General features: G+C 68.8%; 15 protein-coding genes. 11 read left to right on the plus strand and 4 right to left on the minus strand.

The features are described from left to right. Nucleotides 1-215: 215 nt before the first annotated feature. The 6 genes from P5G52_RS08660 (at nt 216) to P5G52_RS08685 (ending at nt 8,439) form a co-directional block, all read left to right on the plus strand. On the plus strand, nt 216-1,853 hold the full coding sequence (locus P5G52_RS08660) for a peptide ABC transporter substrate-binding protein (protein WP_301226533.1): 1,638 nt from the start codon (nt 216-218) through the stop codon (nt 1,851-1,853). A 135-nt stretch (nt 1,854-1,988) separates the two neighbouring features. Further along, entirely contained in the window at nt 1,989-2,915 is a 927-nt protein-coding gene (locus P5G52_RS08665) for an ABC transporter permease (RefSeq protein WP_301226535.1), read from the plus strand. Beyond that, nucleotides 2,908-3,933 (plus strand): ABC transporter permease, encoded by a 1,026-nt coding sequence (locus tag P5G52_RS08670; RefSeq protein WP_301226537.1) that lies wholly within the window; start codon nt 2,908-2,910, stop codon nt 3,931-3,933. Before P5G52_RS08665 ends, P5G52_RS08670 begins: the two co-directional genes overlap by 8 nt. Before the next feature lie 8 nt (nt 3,934-3,941). Continuing rightward, a complete protein-coding gene (locus tag P5G52_RS08675; protein ID WP_435868695.1) occupies nt 3,942-5,675 on the plus strand; it encodes an ABC transporter ATP-binding protein in 1,734 nt (577 codons plus the stop codon). Between the two features lie 252 nt (nt 5,676-5,927). Continuing rightward, nucleotides 5,928-7,844, plus strand: coding sequence for a translational GTPase TypA (gene typA, locus P5G52_RS08680; protein ID WP_301226541.1), 1,917 nt, complete (start codon nt 5,928-5,930; stop codon nt 7,842-7,844). 163 nt (nt 7,845-8,007) lie between these two features. Continuing rightward, nucleotides 8,008-8,439 carry a hypothetical protein gene (locus P5G52_RS08685; RefSeq protein WP_301226543.1) on the plus strand — a complete coding sequence of 144 codons (432 nt, stop codon included), beginning with the start codon at nt 8,008-8,010 and terminating at the stop codon, nt 8,437-8,439. A gap of 52 nt (nt 8,440-8,491) precedes the next feature. Here P5G52_RS08685 and P5G52_RS08690 read toward each other — a convergent pair whose 3' ends face one another. After that, complete coding sequence (locus P5G52_RS08690; RefSeq protein ID WP_301226545.1) at nt 8,492-8,740, minus strand: hypothetical protein; 249 nt, start codon at nt 8,738-8,740, stop codon at nt 8,492-8,494. 143 nt (nt 8,741-8,883) lie between these two features. Between P5G52_RS08690 and fdxA the strand changes: the two genes are divergently transcribed. The 3 genes from fdxA (at nt 8,884) to P5G52_RS08705 (ending at nt 11,810) form a co-directional block, all read left to right on the plus strand. After that, entirely contained in the window at nt 8,884-9,210 is a 327-nt protein-coding gene (fdxA, locus tag P5G52_RS08695; protein ID WP_049829022.1) for a ferredoxin, read from the plus strand. After that, nucleotides 9,211-10,365, plus strand: a complete 1,155-nt coding sequence (dapC, locus tag P5G52_RS08700; RefSeq protein WP_301226549.1) for a succinyldiaminopimelate transaminase — start codon at nt 9,211-9,213, stop codon at nt 10,363-10,365. 161 nt (nt 10,366-10,526) lie between these two features. Beyond that, the gene (locus P5G52_RS08705; protein ID WP_301226551.1) at nt 10,527-11,810 is read left to right on the plus strand and encodes a citrate synthase; all 1,284 of its coding nucleotides are present in this window, start codon (nt 10,527-10,529) and stop codon (nt 11,808-11,810) included. Nucleotides 11,811-11,913: 103 nt separating this feature from the next. Here the strand turns inward: P5G52_RS08705 and galE are convergent, their stop codons facing one another. Beyond that, nucleotides 11,914-12,939, minus strand: coding sequence for a UDP-glucose 4-epimerase GalE (gene galE, locus P5G52_RS08710; RefSeq protein WP_301226553.1), 1,026 nt, complete (start codon nt 12,937-12,939; stop codon nt 11,914-11,916). 127 nt (nt 12,940-13,066) lie between these two features. Between galE and P5G52_RS08715 the strand changes: the two genes are divergently transcribed. Next, nucleotides 13,067-13,681 (plus strand): hypothetical protein, encoded by a 615-nt coding sequence (locus P5G52_RS08715; protein ID WP_301226555.1) that lies wholly within the window; start codon nt 13,067-13,069, stop codon nt 13,679-13,681. Between the two features lie 21 nt (nt 13,682-13,702). Here the strand turns inward: P5G52_RS08715 and P5G52_RS08720 are convergent, their stop codons facing one another. Beyond that, nucleotides 13,703-14,581 carry a hypothetical protein gene (locus P5G52_RS08720; RefSeq protein WP_301226557.1) on the minus strand — a complete coding sequence of 293 codons (879 nt, stop codon included), beginning with the start codon at nt 14,579-14,581 and terminating at the stop codon, nt 13,703-13,705. 3 nt (nt 14,582-14,584) lie between these two features. Then, a complete protein-coding gene (gene dapD, locus P5G52_RS08725) occupies nt 14,585-15,565 on the minus strand; it encodes a 2,3,4,5-tetrahydropyridine-2,6-dicarboxylate N-succinyltransferase (RefSeq protein ID WP_301226559.1) in 981 nt (326 codons plus the stop codon). 33 nt (nt 15,566-15,598) lie between these two features. On the opposite strand from dapD, the gene dapE reads away from it, so the two are divergent. Further along, nucleotides 15,599-16,690 carry a succinyl-diaminopimelate desuccinylase gene (gene dapE, locus P5G52_RS08730; protein ID WP_301226561.1) on the plus strand — a complete coding sequence of 364 codons (1,092 nt, stop codon included), beginning with the start codon at nt 15,599-15,601 and terminating at the stop codon, nt 16,688-16,690. Nucleotides 16,691-16,698: the final 8 nt, after the last annotated feature.

Consider the following 16,698-nt stretch of genomic DNA (forward strand, 5'->3'; position numbering starts at 1 on the left):
CAAAGCGTGATGCCGCGCTCTTCTCGCCGCTGGCCTGCGGAAACACGGGACGGACTGCCGAAGCTGAAAGCCTGCTGGGAGCCTTCCCTTACAGGATGTTCAGGGAAGCAACAGAACGGGCATAGAATCTTCCGGTGTGAGTTGGCTCTCGCTACCTGCGGGACAACTATCCGGCCACATCAGCGCCGGAACGACCCAAATACCTAGGAGGCGGAATGCGTTTCACGCGCACTTCCCAAATGCTCAGCGTCGCGGCCATCGCCGTCCTGTCGCTGAGTGCATGCGGCGGCGGAAGCACTGAATCCAGCACGGGCGGTGGCACCACCGATGCCGTCATCGTGGTGGACGGATCCGAGCCCCAGAACCCGCTGATCCCCACCAGCACCAACGAGGTGGGCGGCGGAGCGATCCTCGACCTCATCTTCGCGGGCCTCGTCAGCTACGACGCCGACGGCAAGCCCCAGAACGAGATGGCAGAGTCCATCGAGACCGAGGACGCCCAGAACTACACGATCACGCTCAAGGAAGGGAAGACCTTCACCAACGGTGACCCCGTCACCGCGAGCTCCTTCGTGGACGCCTGGAACTACGGCGCCGCCGCGAAGAACGCGCAGCTCTCGAGCTACTTCTTCGAAAGCATCGAAGGCTACGACGAGGCCAGCGCCGAGGGCTCCACCGTGGAGACCATGAGCGGCCTCTCCGTCGTCGACGACCGGACGTTCACCGTCAAGCTGGCGCAGCCCGAGTCCGACTGGCCGCTGCGCCTGGGGTACAGCGCGTTCTTCCCGCTGCCCGCCGCGGCACTCGAGGACCCTGCAGCCTTCGGCGAGAACCCGATCGGCAACGGACCCTACAAGTTCGCCTCCGAGGGCGCCTGGCAGCACAACCAGCAGATCGAACTCGTTCCGAACGAGGAGTACGAAGGCCCGCAGGCCGCCCAGAACGCCGGCGTGACGTTCAAGATCTACCAGAACGACACGACGGCGTACCAGGACCTGATCTCGGACAACCTCGACGTCCTGAAGACGATCCCGACCAGCGACATCAAGAACTTCAAGAACGACCTCGGCGAGCGCTCCATCGAGTCGCCCTACGCGGGCAACCAGACCATCGCCGTGCCGTACTACCTCCCGAACTGGGACGGCGAGGCCGGCAAGCTGCGGCGCCAGGCGCTGTCGATGGCGATCAACCGTGACGAGATCACCGAGGTCATCTTCAACGGCGGTCGTGAACCTGCGAAGGACTTCACCGCTCCCGTCCTCGACGGCTACAGCGCGGATCTGCCGGGCAGCGAGAACCTCGAGTACAACCCGGACGAGGCCAAGAAGCTCTGGGCCGACGCCGAGAAGATCTCGCCCTACGACGAGTCGCAGCCCCTGACCATCGGCTACAACGCCGACAAGGGCGACCACAAGACGTGGGTCGAGGCCGTGGTGAACAACATCAAGAACAACCTCGGTATCGAGGTCGAGGGCAAGCCGTACGCGACCTTCAAGGAAGCGCGCACGGAAGCCACGGAGGAGACCCTCACGGGCGCCCTGCGTGCCGGCTGGCAGGCCGACTACCCGTCGCTGTACAACTTCCTCGGACCCATCTACGCCACCGGCGCCGGGTCCAACGATGCCCGCTACAGCAACCCGGACTTCGACCAGGAGCTGACCGACGGACTCGCCGCCAGCTCTGTCGAGGAGGGCAACGAGGCCATGAACAAGGCCCAGGAGCAGCTCCTGGAGGACCTCCCGGCCATCCCGCTGTGGTACCAGGTCGCCCAGGGCGGCTGGAGCAACAACGTGGACAACGTCGAGTTCGGCTGGAACGGTGTTCCGCTCTACTACGCCATCACCGGCAAGTAACCCGTAACGGATTCGGGGCCTGCCCGGCACAGGGCAGGCCCCTTTTCCGTGCTCCAACGAAAAGGTGCAACACCTCATGAGCCTTCCCCACCTGCGTCCCGTCCGGACGCCTGCCGCACCGGGAGGTGCGCGCTGATGGCCTGGTACATCGTCCGACGCTTCCTGCAGCTGATCCCCGTCTTCCTCGGCGCGACGCTGCTGGTGTACTTCCTGGTCTTCAGCCTTCCCGGCGACGCCACCGCCGCCATCTGCGGCGAGCGCGGCTGCACCCCTGCCGTCGTCGCCGGACTGCGGGAGCAGTACAACCTCGACCAGCCCTTCTGGATCCAGTACCTGCTGTACCTGAAGGGTGTGGTGACGTTCGACCTCGGCACCAACTTCTCCGGCCGGCCCATCGCGACCATCATCGCCGAGGTCTTCCCGACCACGGCGAAGCTCGCCATCATGGCCCTGGTCATCGAAGCCGTCTTCGGCATCCTCTTCGGCCTCATCGCGGGCCTGCGCAAGGGAAAGCTGTTCGACTCCTCGGTCCTCGTCCTGTCCCTGATCGTGATCGCCGTGCCCATCTTCGTGCTCGGCTTCCTGATGCAGTTCCTCATCGGCGTCAAGCTGCAGTGGACCAACCCGACCGTGAGCGGCGATGCGACGTTCACCGAACTCCTGCTGCCGGCCGTGGTCCTCGGACTGGTGTCCTTCGCCTACGTCCTGCGCCTGACCCGCACCAGCATCATCGAGAACGTGAATGCCGACTACGTGCGGACGGCGACGGCCAAGGGCCTCAGCCGCAAGCGGGTCGTCGTCGTGCACGTCCTGCGAAACTCCCTGATCCCTGTCGTGACCTTCCTCGGCGCCGACCTCGGCGCCCTCATGGGCGGCGCGATCGTCACCGAGGGGATCTTCAACGTCAACGGCGTCGGCAACACGCTCTACCGCGCCGTGCTGAACGGTGACGGACCGATGGTCGTCTCGATCGTCACGTTCCTGATCCTCATCTTCTGCCTCGCGAACCTGCTGGTGGATCTCCTGTACGCGTGGCTGGACCCAAGGATTCGATATGCCTGAACCAACATCACCATCCACCTCTCCGACATCGCGCCCGGCGTCCACGGCGGCTCCGGCCGCGCGCACCAAGACGTCCCCCTATCCGATCGAGCACTTCGTCGCCGACCCCGACGAGACGCCGATCCGCGCGACCGACAGCGCCGTGTCCGACGTCGCGCCCCGCAGCCTCTGGGGCGAGGCCTGGCGCAGCCTGCGGAAGCAACCGCTGTTCCTCATCAGTTCGATCCTGATCCTCGGGGTCATCTTCGTGGCGCTGTTCCCCGGGGTCTTCACGCACGAACCGCCGAACGAGAACTGCCTGCTCGCGAACTCCGACGGCGGACCGACCGCCGGCCACCCGCTCGGCTTCACCGTGCAGGGCTGCGACATCCTGTCCCGCGTGGTCCACGGCACGCGGTCCTCGCTCACCGTCGGCCTGTTCGCGACGCTCGGCGTGGTCCTGATCGGCGGCCTGATCGGCGCGCTGGCCGGGTTCTTCGGCGGCTGGGTCGACGCCATCCTCGCCCGCGTGGGTGACATCTTCTTCGCCCTGCCGCTCATCCTCGGCGCGATCGTCGTCGTGCAGCTCCCCGTGTTCCAGCAGAACCGCAACGTCTGGACGCTCGTCGTCATCCTCGTGGCGTTCGGCTGGCCGCAGATCGCCCGCATCACGCGGGCGGCGGTCATCGAGGTGCGCAACGCGGACTTCGTCACGGCCGCCCGGTCGCTCGGGGTCTCGCCCCTGGGCGCCCTCGTCAAGCACGTCATCCCGAACGCGCTCGCACCGGTCATCGTCATCGCGACGATCTCGCTGGGCACGTTCATCGTGGCGGAGTCCACGCTGTCCTTCCTCGGCATCGGGCTGCCGCCGGACGTCATGTCCTGGGGCAATGACATCTTCTCGGCGAAGCCGTCGCTGCGCAGCAACCCGATGGCCATCTTCTGGCCGGGCCTCGCACTGTCGATCACCGTTCTGAGCTTCATCATGCTGGGCGATGCCCTGCGTGACGCTCTCGATCCGAAGGCACGCAAACGATGAGCTCCAGCATGGGCACCCACCAGGGCGGCCGCCGCGCCGCCCCCACCGCCGCAGGGGCTCCGACGCCGTCGGGCAGCCCCCAGCCGCTGCTCGAACTCCGGAACCTCGCGATCACGTTCACGACGTCGAACGGGGACGTCCCGGCGGTGCGCAATGCGCACCTGACCGTGATGCCCGGCGAGACCGTCGCGATCGTGGGGGAGTCGGGCTCGGGGAAGTCGACGACGGCACTCGCCGCCATCGGCCTCCTGCCCGCCAACGGGCGCGTCTCCGAGGGCAGCATCATCTTCGACGGCGAGGACATCACGCACGCGTCGGAGAAGCGCATCGTCGAACTCCGCGGATCGTCGATCGGCATGGTCCCGCAGGACCCAATGTCCAACCTCAACCCGGTGTGGAAGATCGGGTTCCAGGTCCGGGAGACCCTCCGGGCGAACGGACTGCCCAGCGGTCCCGCGGACGTCGCGAAGGTGCTCTCGGAAGCGGGACTGCCCGACGCCGGGTCGCGGGCCAACCAGTACCCGCACGAGTTCTCGGGCGGCATGCGCCAGCGTGCCCTGATCGCGATCGGCCTGTCCTGCCGGCCCCGCCTGCTCATCGCCGATGAGCCGACGTCGGCCCTGGACGTGACCGTGCAGCGACAGATCCTGGACCACCTGGACACCATGACCGAGGAGCTCGGCACCGCCGTGCTGCTCATCACGCACGACCTCGGCCTCGCCGCCGAACGAGCGCACAAGGTGATCGTCATGTACAAGGGGCAGGTCGTCGAGGCCGGTCCGGCGCTCGAGCTGCTGACCAACCCGCGCCACCCGTACACGCAGAAGCTCGTGGCCTCCGCGCCGTCGATCGCGTCGCGCCGCATCGAGTCGGCCAAGAGGGCCGGCATCGTGACCGACGACCTGCTGGCTCCCGCTGCGCCCAAGAACGCGGCGCTGGACAGGGTGATCGAGGTCGAGGACCTGACGAAGGTCTTCAAGATCCGCGGCAGCTGGGGCAAGTCCACGGACTTCACCGCCGTGGACAAGGTCTCCTTCTCGATCGCGCGCGGCACCACCACCGCCGTCGTCGGCGAGTCCGGCTCGGGCAAGTCGACGGTGGCGAAGATGGTCCTCGGGCTGGAGGGGGCGACGTCGGGCAGCATCCGCTTCGACGGCGTGGACATCACCACGCTCGGACGGAAGGAGATGTTCGACTTCCGGCGGCGCGTGCAGCCGATCTTCCAGGACCCCTACGGTTCGCTCGACCCGATGTACAACATCTACCGGACCATCGAGGAGCCGCTCCGTGTCCATGGGGTCGGAACCGCGAAGAGCCGCGAGAAGAAGGTGCGCGAGCTGCTCGACCAGGTGGCGCTGCCCTCCGCGATGATGCAGCGCTTCCCCAACGAGCTCTCCGGCGGGCAGCGCCAGCGCGTGGCGATCGCCCGCGCCCTGGCACTCGATCCGGAGGTGGTCATCTGCGACGAGGCCGTCTCGGCCCTCGACGTGCTGGTCCAGGCGCAGATCCTGAACCTGCTCGCCGACCTGCAGTCGGAGCTCGGCCTCAGCTACCTCTTCATCACGCACGACCTCGCCGTGGTCCGGCAGATCGCCGATTCCGTCGCCGTCATGCAGAAGGGCAGGCTCGTGGAGCAGGGGACCACCGACGAGGTGTTCGACAACCCGCAGACCGCCTACACCCAGGCACTGCTCGCCGCCATCCCGGGCGCCGGACTCGTCCTGCCCCCCGAGGTCGCATAGCGGGGTCGCGCCACGCGGCAGCTGCATTCCGCAGCTGTATCACCCAGCTGCGTTCCGCAGCTGCGGAACAGGAACGACGACGGCGGTCCTCCTTCGGGAGGGCCGCCGTCCTTGTGCGCCGAGAGCGGACAAGAGTCGCCCTCGGCCCTGCGCATTAGGTCTGTTTTTACCTCTCGCCTAGACTGGTAAGAGGGCGTGCACTGCAGCCGCCGACAATTTCCCCGCAGTAGATACTGAATTGAGTCCTTACGCATGTCTGAAACCACAGGCAACACCGCTGTCCGCAGCGATCTCCGCAACGTAGCCATCGTGGCTCACGTTGACCACGGAAAAACCACCCTGGTCGACGCCATGCTGAAGCAGACCAACTCGTTCGCTGCGCATGGCGACGTCGCCGACCGCGTCATGGACTCGGGCGACCTCGAGCGCGAGAAGGGCATCACCATCCTCGCGAAGAACACCACGGTGTTCTACGACGGCCCGTCCGCCAAGGGCGAGACGATCACCATCAACGTCATCGACACCCCGGGCCACGCCGACTTCGGCGGCGAGGTGGAGCGAGGCCTGTCCATGGTCGACGGCGTCGTCCTCCTCGTCGACGCGTCCGAGGGCCCGCTGCCCCAGACCCGCTTCGTCCTCCGCAAGGCCCTCGCGGCCAAGCTCCCCGTGGTCCTGCTGGTCAACAAGACCGACCGCCCCGACTCCCGCATCGAGGAAGTCGTCAGCGAGTCGATGGACCTCCTCCTCGGCCTCGCCTCCGACCTCGCGGACGAGGTCCCCGACCTCGACCTCGACGCGATCCTCAACGTCCCCGTCGTCTACGCCGCCGCCCGCGCCGGTGCAGCGTCCCTCGAGCAGCCCGCTGACGGGACCGTGCCGTCGAACGACAACCTGGAGCCCCTGTTCCAGACGATCATCGAGCACATCCCCGCACCCCGCTACAACCCCGAGGGTGTCCTGCAGGCACATGTGACCAACCTGGACGCGTCACCGTTCCTCGGCCGCCTCGCCCTGCTGCGCATCTTCAACGGAACGCTCCGCAAGGGCCAGACCGTCGCCTGGGCCCGCCAGAACGGTGAGCTGAAGTCCGTCAAGATCACGGAACTCCTCGCCACCAAGGCACTGGACCGTGTTCCCACCGAATCCGCCGGACCCGGCGAGATCGTCGCCGTCGCCGGTATCGAGGGCATCACCATCGGCGAGACCCTCACCGACGTCGACAACCCCCAGCCGCTGCCGCTCATCACGGTCGACGATCCCGCGATCTCCGTGACCATCGGTATCAACACCTCGCCGCTCGCCGGCAAGGTCAAGGGCGCCAAGGTCACGGCCCGCCAGGTCAAGGACCGCCTCGACAAGGAGCTCATCGGCAACGTGTCGCTCCGCGTCCTGCCCACCGCGCGTCCCGACGCGTGGGAGGTCCAGGGCCGTGGCGAGCTCGCGCTGGCCATCCTCGTGGAGCAGATGCGCCGCGAGGGCTTCGAGCTCACGGTCGGCAAGCCCCAGGTGGTCACCAAGACCATCGACGGCAAGATCCACGAGCCGATGGAGCACATGACCATCGACGTGCCCGAGGAGTACCTCGGCGGCGTCACCCAGCTCATGGCCGCCCGCAAGGGCCGCATGACCAACATGGCCAACCACGGCACCGGCTGGGTCCGCATGGAGTTCATCGTCCCGGCGCGAGGCCTGATCGGCTTCCGCACCCGCTTCCTGACCGACACCCGCGGTGCCGGCATCGCGGCGTCGATCTCCGAGGGCTACGAGCCGTGGGCCGGTGACATCGAGTACCGCACCAACGGTTCGATGATCGCCGACCGTGCCGGCGTCGTGACCCCGTTCGCCATGATCAACCTGCAGGAGCGCGGCTCCTTCTTCGTGCAGCCCACCTCCGAGGTGTACGAGGGCATGATCGTCGGCGAGAACTCCCGCGCCGACGACATGGAGGTCAACATCACGAAGGAGAAGAAGCTCACCAACATGCGTGCAGCGTCCTCCGACACCTTCGAGAACCTGACCCCGCCGCGCAACCTCACGCTCGAGGAATCCCTCGAGTTCGCACGCGAGGACGAGTGCGTCGAGGTCACGCCGGAGAGCATCCGCATCCGCAAGGTCATCCTCGACGCCAACGAGCGCATGCGCGCCTCGCGTTCACGCGCCCGCGCATAACGCCAGCACCACCAGCAGAACAATGGCATACGACGACGCCGGTACCTCCCCAGCAGGGGAGGGCCGGCGTCCGGCGTTGGCGGACAGGACCGGAGCCGGAGCGTCCGCGCGCGGCCCGGAGGATGACCCTCCCCGTACCGCGCCTGCCGCAACGGATCCATCGGTGAGTGCGCCGGCAGCCCGTCGGGCGCACGTACGGCCCGCGGCGGTCGCGGGCGCCGGGGGAGCCGGGACCGTTGCCGCGGTCTTCGGCACCCTGCTGCACGGGCACCTCGTCTTCGTGGGAGGCGTTCCCCTCCCCGTCGGCGCGCTGGGTGCGCTCGTGCTCGCGGGCAGCCTGTTCCTGCTGTGCGGGCTCTGGGCGAGGAACGTGGTCCTGACGGCGGTGGCGGGGTCGGTCGCCTACGGCGTCGTGGCCCTGCTGTCGACCTCGTCGAAGACGCTGATCCTCACCGGGTCATCGGCCACCGCTCCGGGCTCGGCCCTCGCGGGCAACCTGTGGCTCTTCGGCGTCCTCGCCGTGACACTCGCCGCGGTGGCCATCGGTGCCGTCGTCCTCGCTCCCTCACGGCTCCGCCGGCGCACAGCAGGCTGACGGGACGGCCGGGCGGCGCCCGTCCGCCCGACGGCCGGGGTACGGACCCGGATCAGGGGTTCCCCGGAGTTCCTGCGCGCCGCGGGGCCCGGCGGGGCGGAGCCGGCGGTACGGCCCGTGCCGCCGTGATATCCGCGAGCAGGACGACGTCGTCGCCCCTGCGGGTCCGCACCGTGCACGTGGTCCCGTCCCGGGCGACGAGATCGCCCAGGGAGTCGCTGAACCCGTCGGGAACGCGGCGACGCACCACCACCCTCGTGTCGAGGGGAAGCGCCGCGAGGAAGGCTGAGGGATCCTGCACCCATCAAGGGTAGGCCCCCGCCGGTCCGGGCGGGGCACACGGTGGCCTGCCGCAGTGGTCCTGCCGCAGCGGAGCATTGCGTTAAGCTGGGAACCGCACCGAGGGTGCGGCAGCCGACCCAGTTCCACAGAAAGGCGTGGGAAGTGACCTACGTAATCGCGCAGCCCTGCGTGGATGTCAAGGACAAGGCCTGTATCGAGGAGTGCCCCGTCGACTGCATCTATGAAGGCGAGCGGTCTCTCTACATCCACCCCGATGAGTGCGTGGACTGCGGCGCCTGCGAACCCGTCTGTCCCGTGGAGGCCATCTACTACGAGGACGACACCCCCGAGCAGTGGGCCGAGTACTACAAGGCGAACGTCGAGTTCTTCGACGACCTCGGCTCGCCCGGCGGAGCGGCGAAGGTCGGCAACACCGGCTTCGACCACCCGATCATCGCGGCCCTGCCGCCCCAGAACCAGCCCGCCTAGGTGGCGGCCGGCGAGCCGACGTCCTTCGGCCTGCACCTGCCCGACTACCCGTGGGACGCCATGGCGCCCTACCAGGACATCGCGGCGCAGCACCCCGGGGGAGTGGTCAACCTGTCCATCGGGACGCCTGTCGATCCCACGCCGGAACTCATCCAGGCCGCCCTCGCCGCGGCTGCCGACGCCCACGGGTATCCGACCACCCACGGCACACCTGCCCTGCGCGAAGCGATCAGCGCGTGGTTCGCGCGCCGCAGGGGAGTCCCCGGGCTCGACCCGAAGGACATCCTGCCCACCGTGGGGTCCAAGGAACTCGTCGCGTGGCTGCCCCTGCTGCTGGGACTGGGGGAGGGCGACGTCGTCGTCCGTCCCGCGGTGGCGTATCCCACCTATGACGTCGGCGCCCACCTCGCGGGGGCCACGGCGGTCGCGTCCGACTCCCTCACCGACCTTCCCGAGGAGGTACGCGCCCGCGTCCGCCTCGTCTGGATCAACTCGCCGGGCAACCCCACGGGCGAGGTGCTCGACGTCGACGGCCTGCGGGCGATCGTCGACGACGCCCGGTCGCTCGGGGCCGTCGTGGCCTCCGACGAGTGCTATGGCGAACTCGGCTGGGGTCCCTGGGACCCCGCGGAGGGCGGCGAGCCCGTGCCCAGCATCCTGGACCCCCGCGTGTCCGGCGGCTCCCACGACCTCCTGCTGGCCGTCTACTCGCTGAGCAAGCAGTCCAACCTCGCCGGATACCGGGCCGCGTTCACGGCCGGGGACCCGGCGATCGTGGCCGGCCTCGTCAACTCGCGCAAGCACGCCGGCATGATCGTGCCCTACCCCGTGCAGGAAGCGATGCGCGTGGCCCTCGGGGACGATGCGCACGTGGCCGCGCAGAAGGACCTGTACCGCCGTCGTCGTGCACTGCTGGTTCCCGCGCTCGAGGACGCCGGGTTCACGATCCGCGGCTCGGCGGCCGGCCTGTACCTCTGGGCGTCCAACGGGAAGCCCACCTGGGACACCATCGGGTGGCTCGCCGGGCTCGGGATCCTGGCGGGCCCCGGCACCTTCTACGGCGAGGCGGGAGAAGGGTTCATCCGCGTCGCCCTCACGGGCAGCGACGAGAGGATCGAGGCGGCGGTCGCCCGGCTCGCCGCGACCGCTCCCTGACCGGGCCCTGCCATTGCACCGGAAAGGTACGCAGGATTAGTGATCGGGGCCCGCTGACGGTAGCGTTTCAGCTGAATGTGCGATGCCGGTGGGACGTCTGTCCTCCTGCGTAGCGAATGATTTGTGGCGAGGACCTCGCTCCAGCTCCTGAAGGAGAATCAATGACCGAGCAGAATGCTGCTTCCCTGCACTACGACGGCGGGAAACTCAGCCTGCCGCTGGTGCCCGCTGTCGAGGGCAACAACGGCTACGACGTGTCGAAACTGCTGAAGCAGACGGGCCAGGTCACCTTCGACCCCGGCTTCATGAACACCGCGGCCACCACGTCCGCGATCACCTACATCGACGGCGACGCCGGGATCCTGCGCTACCGCGGGTACCCCATCGAGGAACTCGCGAAGAGCTCCAGCTTCCTCGAGGTGTCCTACCTCCTCATCTACGGCAACCTGCCGACGCCCGAGGAGCTGAGCACGTTCGACGGCCGCATCCGCCGCCACACCCTGCTGCACGAGGAGCTGAAGGGCTTCTTCGGCGGCTTCCCCCGCGACGCGCACCCCATGCCGGTGCTCTCCTCGGCCGTCTCGGCGCTGTCCACCTTCTACCAGGACTCCCTGGACCCGTTCGACGACGAGCAGGTGGAACTGTCCACGTTCCGGCTCATGGCGAAGCTCCCCGTCATCGCGGCCTACGCGCACAAGAAGTCCATCGGCCAGCCGATGCTGTACCCGGACAACTCCATGAACCTCGTGGAGAACTTCCTGCGGCTCTCCTTCGGCCTGCCCGCCGAGCCGTACGACCTCGACCCGATGATGGTCAAGGCCCTGGACCTGCTGCTCATCCTGCACGCGGACCACGAGCAGAACTGCTCCACCTCCACGGTGCGCCTCGTCGGCAGTTCCAATGCCAACATGTTCGCCTCGGTCTCCGCGGGGATCAACGCGCTCTTCGGCCCGCTGCACGGCGGCGCCAACGAGGCCGTGCTCAACATGCTGCGGGACATCCAGGCCAAGGGCATGCAGCCCGAGGACTTCATGGAGAAGGTCAAGAAGAAGGAAGACGGCGTGAAGCTCATGGGCTTCGGGCACCGCGTCTACAAGAACTACGACCCGCGCGCGAAGATCGTGAAGGCCACGGCCCACGACATCCTCAACAAGCTCGGCGGCAACGACGAACTGCTCGACATTGCCATGCGGCTCGAGGAGAAGGCCCTGGCCGACGACTACTTCATCGAGCGCAAGCTCTACCCGAACGTGGACTTCTACACCGGCCTCATCTACAAGGCCATGGGCTTCCCGGAGAAGATGTTCACGGTCCTCTTCGCGATCGGCCGCCTGCCGGGCTGGATCGCCCAGTGGCGCGAGATGATGCAGGATCCGCAGACGAAGATCGGGCGCCCGCGCCAGCTGTACACGGGCGAGGGAGAGCGGCACTACCCCGCGAACTGATCTCCCCGGCTCCCACTGGTCTCCCCAGCACCGGCAGCGACGACGGCGGCCGCCCACCTTCCCAGGTGGGCGGCCGCCGTCGTTTTCGTGAACCGGTCGCCGGTCAGTCGTCCTGGGCCGTCGCGTAGCCCTGCGGGTTGTTCTTCTGCCAGCGCCAGTGGTCCTCGCACATCTCGGCGAGGGTCCGGGTCGCGGACCAGCCGAGGTCGGCGAGGGCCGACGACGGGTCCGCGTAGCTCACGGCCGCGTCGCCGGGCCGGCGGGGAGCGAACTCGTAGGGGATGTCGCGGCCGACCGCAGCGGAGAACGCCGTGAGGACCTCGAGGACGGAGGAGCCGTTGCCGGTGCCGAGGTTCCAGGTGTGCACGCCGCCGCGCGCCACGAGGTAGTCGAGCGCGGCGAGGTGCCCCTGGGCCAGGTCGACCACGTGGATGTAGTCGCGCACGCCCGTGCCGTCGGGCGTCGGGTAGTCGTTGCCGAACACCATCACCTTCTCGCGCCGTCCCACGGCCACCTGCGCCACGAACGGCAGCAGGTTGTTGGGGACACCGGTGGGGTCCTCGCCGATGGTGCCCGAGGCGTGGGCGCCCACGGGGTTGAAGTAGCGCAGCAGGGCGATGTTCCATCGGGGGTCGGCCGCGCCGAGATCGGTCAGGATGTCCTCGATCTGTTCCTTGGTGCGCCCGTACGGGTTCACGGCGTCGAGGGGGAGCTTCTCGGTGAGGGGGACTTCCTCCGACGCTCCGTACACCGTGGCGGAGGAGCTGAAGACGAGGGTGCGCACGTCGGCGTCGTCCATCACGCGCAGCAGGCTCAGGGTGCCGCCGACGTTGTTGGAGTAGTAGTACAGGGGCTTCTCGACCGACTCGCCGACCGCCTTCAGGCCTGCGAAGTGGATGACGGCGTCGACCTTCTCCTCGGCGAAGATGGTGCGCAGGCGCGGTTCGTCGAGCAGGTCCGCCTGATGGAACGTCGGCGTGCGGCCCGCGAGTGCGGCCACCCGCTGGAGCGATGTCTCGGTGGAGTTCAGGAGGTTGTCGACGACGACGACGTCATGGCCGTGTTCGAGCAGGGTCAGGACGGTGTGCGAGCCGATGTATCCGCTGCCACCGGTAACGAGGATCTTCATGGTTCCATCCTAGGTCGACGTGCCGCAGGTGCTTTCCCTGCCGCGCGTCGAAACGTGCCCGGGACTCTGGAGCGCCGTCGGTCCGGGGTCTACTGTAGGAGCAGCCTGACTGGTGCAAGGGAGGTCCATGTCATACTCCGAAACCGGCTACAGCGCGCACTTCACAGTGGACACGTCCGAAGTGCTGCTCGTAGCGCTCTACCTGCGGGATTGCTCGGGGCTCCAGGGGGTGGGCAGCCCTGCCCTGCCGCCCCTGGTGCCCGCCGTGCGGAGGGCCGAGACTCGACGCCTGACCGAGCCCGTCGGAGGACCCGGGACGTTGCGGGTCGAATGGGAGGCGTGGTGGCACAGCCTCCTCCGCCACCGGATCAGCGACGCCGTGCTGCCCGTACCGCCGCGCCTGGAGGCCCTCGACGGGATGGAAGCGCTCAAGGCGCTGATGAGGGCGCACTTCGGTGCCGCAACGGCGTGGGCCGAGGAGCGGTGCGCCGAGTACGCCCTGCATTCGGGTGCGCGGGGCGCCGACACCATGGAGAACCTCCTGGCGCGGATCCTGGAGGAGCGGGAGCTCGAACTCGGCCGTAGCGCCCGGCACTTCTCGCTCCAGATCGTCGAACTGCCGCTGGGCGTGCATCGCGCATGGTGGGTGGAGCCGGACAAGCTCCTCATGTGCCAGGAACTGTTCGACGACGAGCGTTCCTTCCGCAGCTATGTGGAGCCGGTCGTGAAGATGCTGGCCTGAGCCCCGGGTGCCGCAGACCCGTCAGGGCGTGACTCCGGCGACGGTGACGGTGACGATGCCGGGCTCCGACGTCGTCGCCGTCCACCCGCCCTCGGCCCTTCCCCACTGCAGGCCTGAGTGGGACACCGACGTGATGGAGAAGGTCGAGGCGTTCGCCACCGCCCACTGGGCGACGGCCCAGCCGCTGGTGCCCGAGACGTCCAGGGTCAGCGTGGTGGCGTCGACGACGCCTCCCAGCGGTCCGAAGACCTCCTCGGCCGCGGCCGAGACCGCCAGGGGGTCACCGGCGCCGTCCGGCTCGTGCAGGGTGCAGTCGAGGGCCGCGGGGGAGTTGCCCGTCAGCGCGGAGGCGAAGGCGCGCCCTTCCGGCTCGTGGTCCGCATACGCCTCGGGGTGGGCCGACCGCTGCACGATCTGCGCGGCCTCGGTGATGGGCAGCGTCTCGTACCCGGGAATCCGGACGAGGGCGTCGTAGAAGGCGCCGGTGGCGTAGAGGGGCGACATGATCTGCTCCTCCGTACCCCATCCCTGCGAGGGCCGCTGCTGGAACAGGCCGCGCGAGTCCGGGCCGGCGTCGTCCCCGTAGTCGATGTTCTCCAGGCGGGACTCCTGGATGGCGGTGGCGATCGCGATGGAGGCCGCGCGGGCCGGGAGCCCCCGGGCCACGGCGACACCGGAGATCAGGGCGGCGTTCCCTGCCTGCGTCGGGCTGAGCTCGAAGGTGTCCGTCCCCACGGTCGCACTGCAGCGCTCACGGACCAGGACCTCGCTGTCCTCCAGCTGGTTGACCGCCAGGACGCTGCCGCCCGTGACGACCGTTACCAGGGCGGCGAGCATCACGCCCGTGCGCACCTGGCGACGGCGACGACGGACAGCAGCGGAGGGAGGCCTCGACGGCATGCGCTAGTTGGCGTGCAGGGCAGGGTTGAGGGCGATGCCCTCGCCGGTGCGGGGGCGCGCCTCGACGGCTCCTGTCGCGGAGTTGCGCAGGAACAGGATGCCCGGCTCACCCGAGAGGTCCTTCGCCTTGACGAGCGAGCCGTCCTGCAGGGTCACCTTGGTGCCCGCTGTCAGGTAGAGGCCCGCCTCGACGACGCAGTCGTCCCCGAGCGAGATGCCGACGCCCGACTCGGCGCCCAGCAGGCAGCGCTCGCCGATGGTGATGCGTTCCTTGCCGCCGCCGGACAGCGTGCCCATGATCGAGGCCCCGCCGCCGACGTCGGACCCGTTCCCGACGACGACGCCCGCGGAGATGCGGCCCTCGACCATGGAGGTGCCGAGCGTGCCGGCATTGAAGTTCACGAAGCCCTCGTGCATCACGGTGGTGCCGTCGGCCAGGTGGGCTCCGAGCCGGACGCGGTCGGCGTCGGCGATGCGGACGCCGGCCGGGACCACGTAGTCCACCATGCGCGGGAACTTGTCGACGCCGTAGACGGCCACGGGCCCCCGGGCGCGCAGGCCCGCGCGGACGGTCTCGAAGCCCTGCACGGCGGCGGGGCCGTGGCTCGTCCACACCACGTTGGCGAGGAGTCCGAAGATCCCGTCGAGGTTGATGGTGTTGGGCTGGACGAGCCGGTGGGAGAGGAGGTGGAGCCTCAGGTAGGCGTCCGGGGTGTCTGCCGGGGCCTCATCCGGATCCACCGTGACGTCGACCACGCGCTGGGTGACGCGGCGGACGTCGTCTGAGCCGGATCCGGCGAGGGACTCCAGGGTGGCACGGAGGTCCTGCCGCGCGGCGGTGTCCATCGTGTCCTCACCGAACCAGGGGGCGGGGAACCAGGTGTCCAGGACGGTGCCGTCCGAGGCCACCGTGGCGAGGCCGAGACCGCCGGCTGTCCGCTGGGACGCGCCGGGCAGGGGGGAGCTGGGCATGGGAGGAGTCATGGGCACCAGTCTACCGAGCGATAGGGTTGCAGCATGATTCAGATACCCTCGGCGGACCTCGATCCGGCCTCCGACGTCGCCCAGCTGACGGCCCGACTGATCGACCTCGAGAGCGTCTCCGGGAACGAGGGCGTCATCGCGTACGCCGTGGAACGGGCGCTGCGCCGACTGGAACACCTCGAAGTGGTGCGCGACGGCGACTGCGTGATGGCGCGGACACGGCTCGGCCGGGCGGAACGGGTCATCCTGGCCGGGCACATCGACACCGTGCCGCTGCCGACCGCCCCCGGGTCCAGGGGGACCGTCCCCTCCGCGTGGGAGGGCGACGTGCTGTTCGGACGCGGGGCGACCGACATGAAGGGCGGGGTCGCCGTGCAGCTGGCGCTCGCGGCAGCCCTCGCGGAGCCCACGCGCGACATCACGTTCATCTTCTATGACCACGAAGAGGTCGAAGCCTCCCTCAGCGGCCTCGGCCGTGTGGCCGCCTCCTACCCGGAATGGCTGGAGGCGGACTTCGCGGTGCTCCTGGAACCCACGGACGGCACGGTGGAGGGCGGGTGCAACGGGACGGCCCGCTTCGACGTGCGGGTCGCCGGCAAGGCCGCCCACTCCGCGCGGGCATGGATGGGGCAGAACGCCATCCATGGTGCCGCCGAGATCCTCGTCCGGCTGCGTGACCACGAGCCCGCCACCGTGCACGTGGACGGCCTCGACTACCGCGAGAGCCTGAACGCGGTGAAGATCTCCGGCGGTACGGCGGGCAACGTGATCCCGGACAGCACCGTGATCGAGGTCAACTACCGCTTCGCCCCGGACAAGACCCCCGAGCAGGCCGAGGACTACGTGCGGGCCCTGCTCGAGGGCTTCACCGTGGAGCGGACGGACGCCGCGGCCGGAGCGCGGCCCGGACTCCAGCACCCGGCGGCCGCCGCCTTCGTGGCAGCCGTCGGCGCCGAACCCAAGCCCAAGTACGGCTGGACCGACGTGGCACGGTTCAGCGCCCTCGGCGTGCCGGCCGTCAACTTCGGACCCGGCGACGCGCTCCTGGCCCACACGGACGACGAGCACGTGCAGGCCGACGCCGTCCGGGCCTGCCTCCGCGCCCTGACCACCTGGCTGTCCTGAGCGGCTGA

It is taken from the genome of Arthrobacter burdickii (genome assembly GCF_030433645.1).
In the GTDB taxonomy this organism is placed as follows: domain Bacteria; phylum Actinomycetota; class Actinomycetes; order Actinomycetales; family Micrococcaceae; genus Arthrobacter_D; species Arthrobacter_D burdickii.

Coding starts and splice junctions, on each gene's coding strand:
- P5G52_RS08660 (WP_301226533.1), top strand. CDS start 216: ATGCGTTTCACGCGCACTTCCCAAATGCTCAGCGTCGCGGCCATCGCC.
- P5G52_RS08665 (WP_301226535.1), top strand. CDS start 1,989: ATGGCCTGGTACATCGTCCGACGCTTCCTGCAGCTGATCCCCGTCTTC.
- P5G52_RS08670 (WP_301226537.1), top strand. CDS start 2,908: ATGCCTGAACCAACATCACCATCCACCTCTCCGACATCGCGCCCGGCG.
- P5G52_RS08675 (WP_435868695.1), top strand. CDS start 3,942: ATGGGCACCCACCAGGGCGGCCGCCGCGCCGCCCCCACCGCCGCAGGG.
- typA (WP_301226541.1), top strand. CDS start 5,928: ATGTCTGAAACCACAGGCAACACCGCTGTCCGCAGCGATCTCCGCAAC.
- P5G52_RS08705 (WP_301226551.1), top strand. CDS start 10,527: ATGACCGAGCAGAATGCTGCTTCCCTGCACTACGACGGCGGGAAACTC.
- galE (WP_301226553.1), bottom strand. CDS start 12,939: ATGAAGATCCTCGTTACCGGTGGCAGCGGATACATCGGCTCGCACACC.
- P5G52_RS08715 (WP_301226555.1), top strand. CDS start 13,067: ATGTCATACTCCGAAACCGGCTACAGCGCGCACTTCACAGTGGACACG.
- P5G52_RS08720 (WP_301226557.1), bottom strand. CDS start 14,581: ATGCCGTCGAGGCCTCCCTCCGCTGCTGTCCGTCGTCGCCGTCGCCAG.
- dapD (WP_301226559.1), bottom strand. CDS start 15,565: ATGACTCCTCCCATGCCCAGCTCCCCCCTGCCCGGCGCGTCCCAGCGG.
- dapE (WP_301226561.1), top strand. CDS start 15,599: ATGATTCAGATACCCTCGGCGGACCTCGATCCGGCCTCCGACGTCGCC.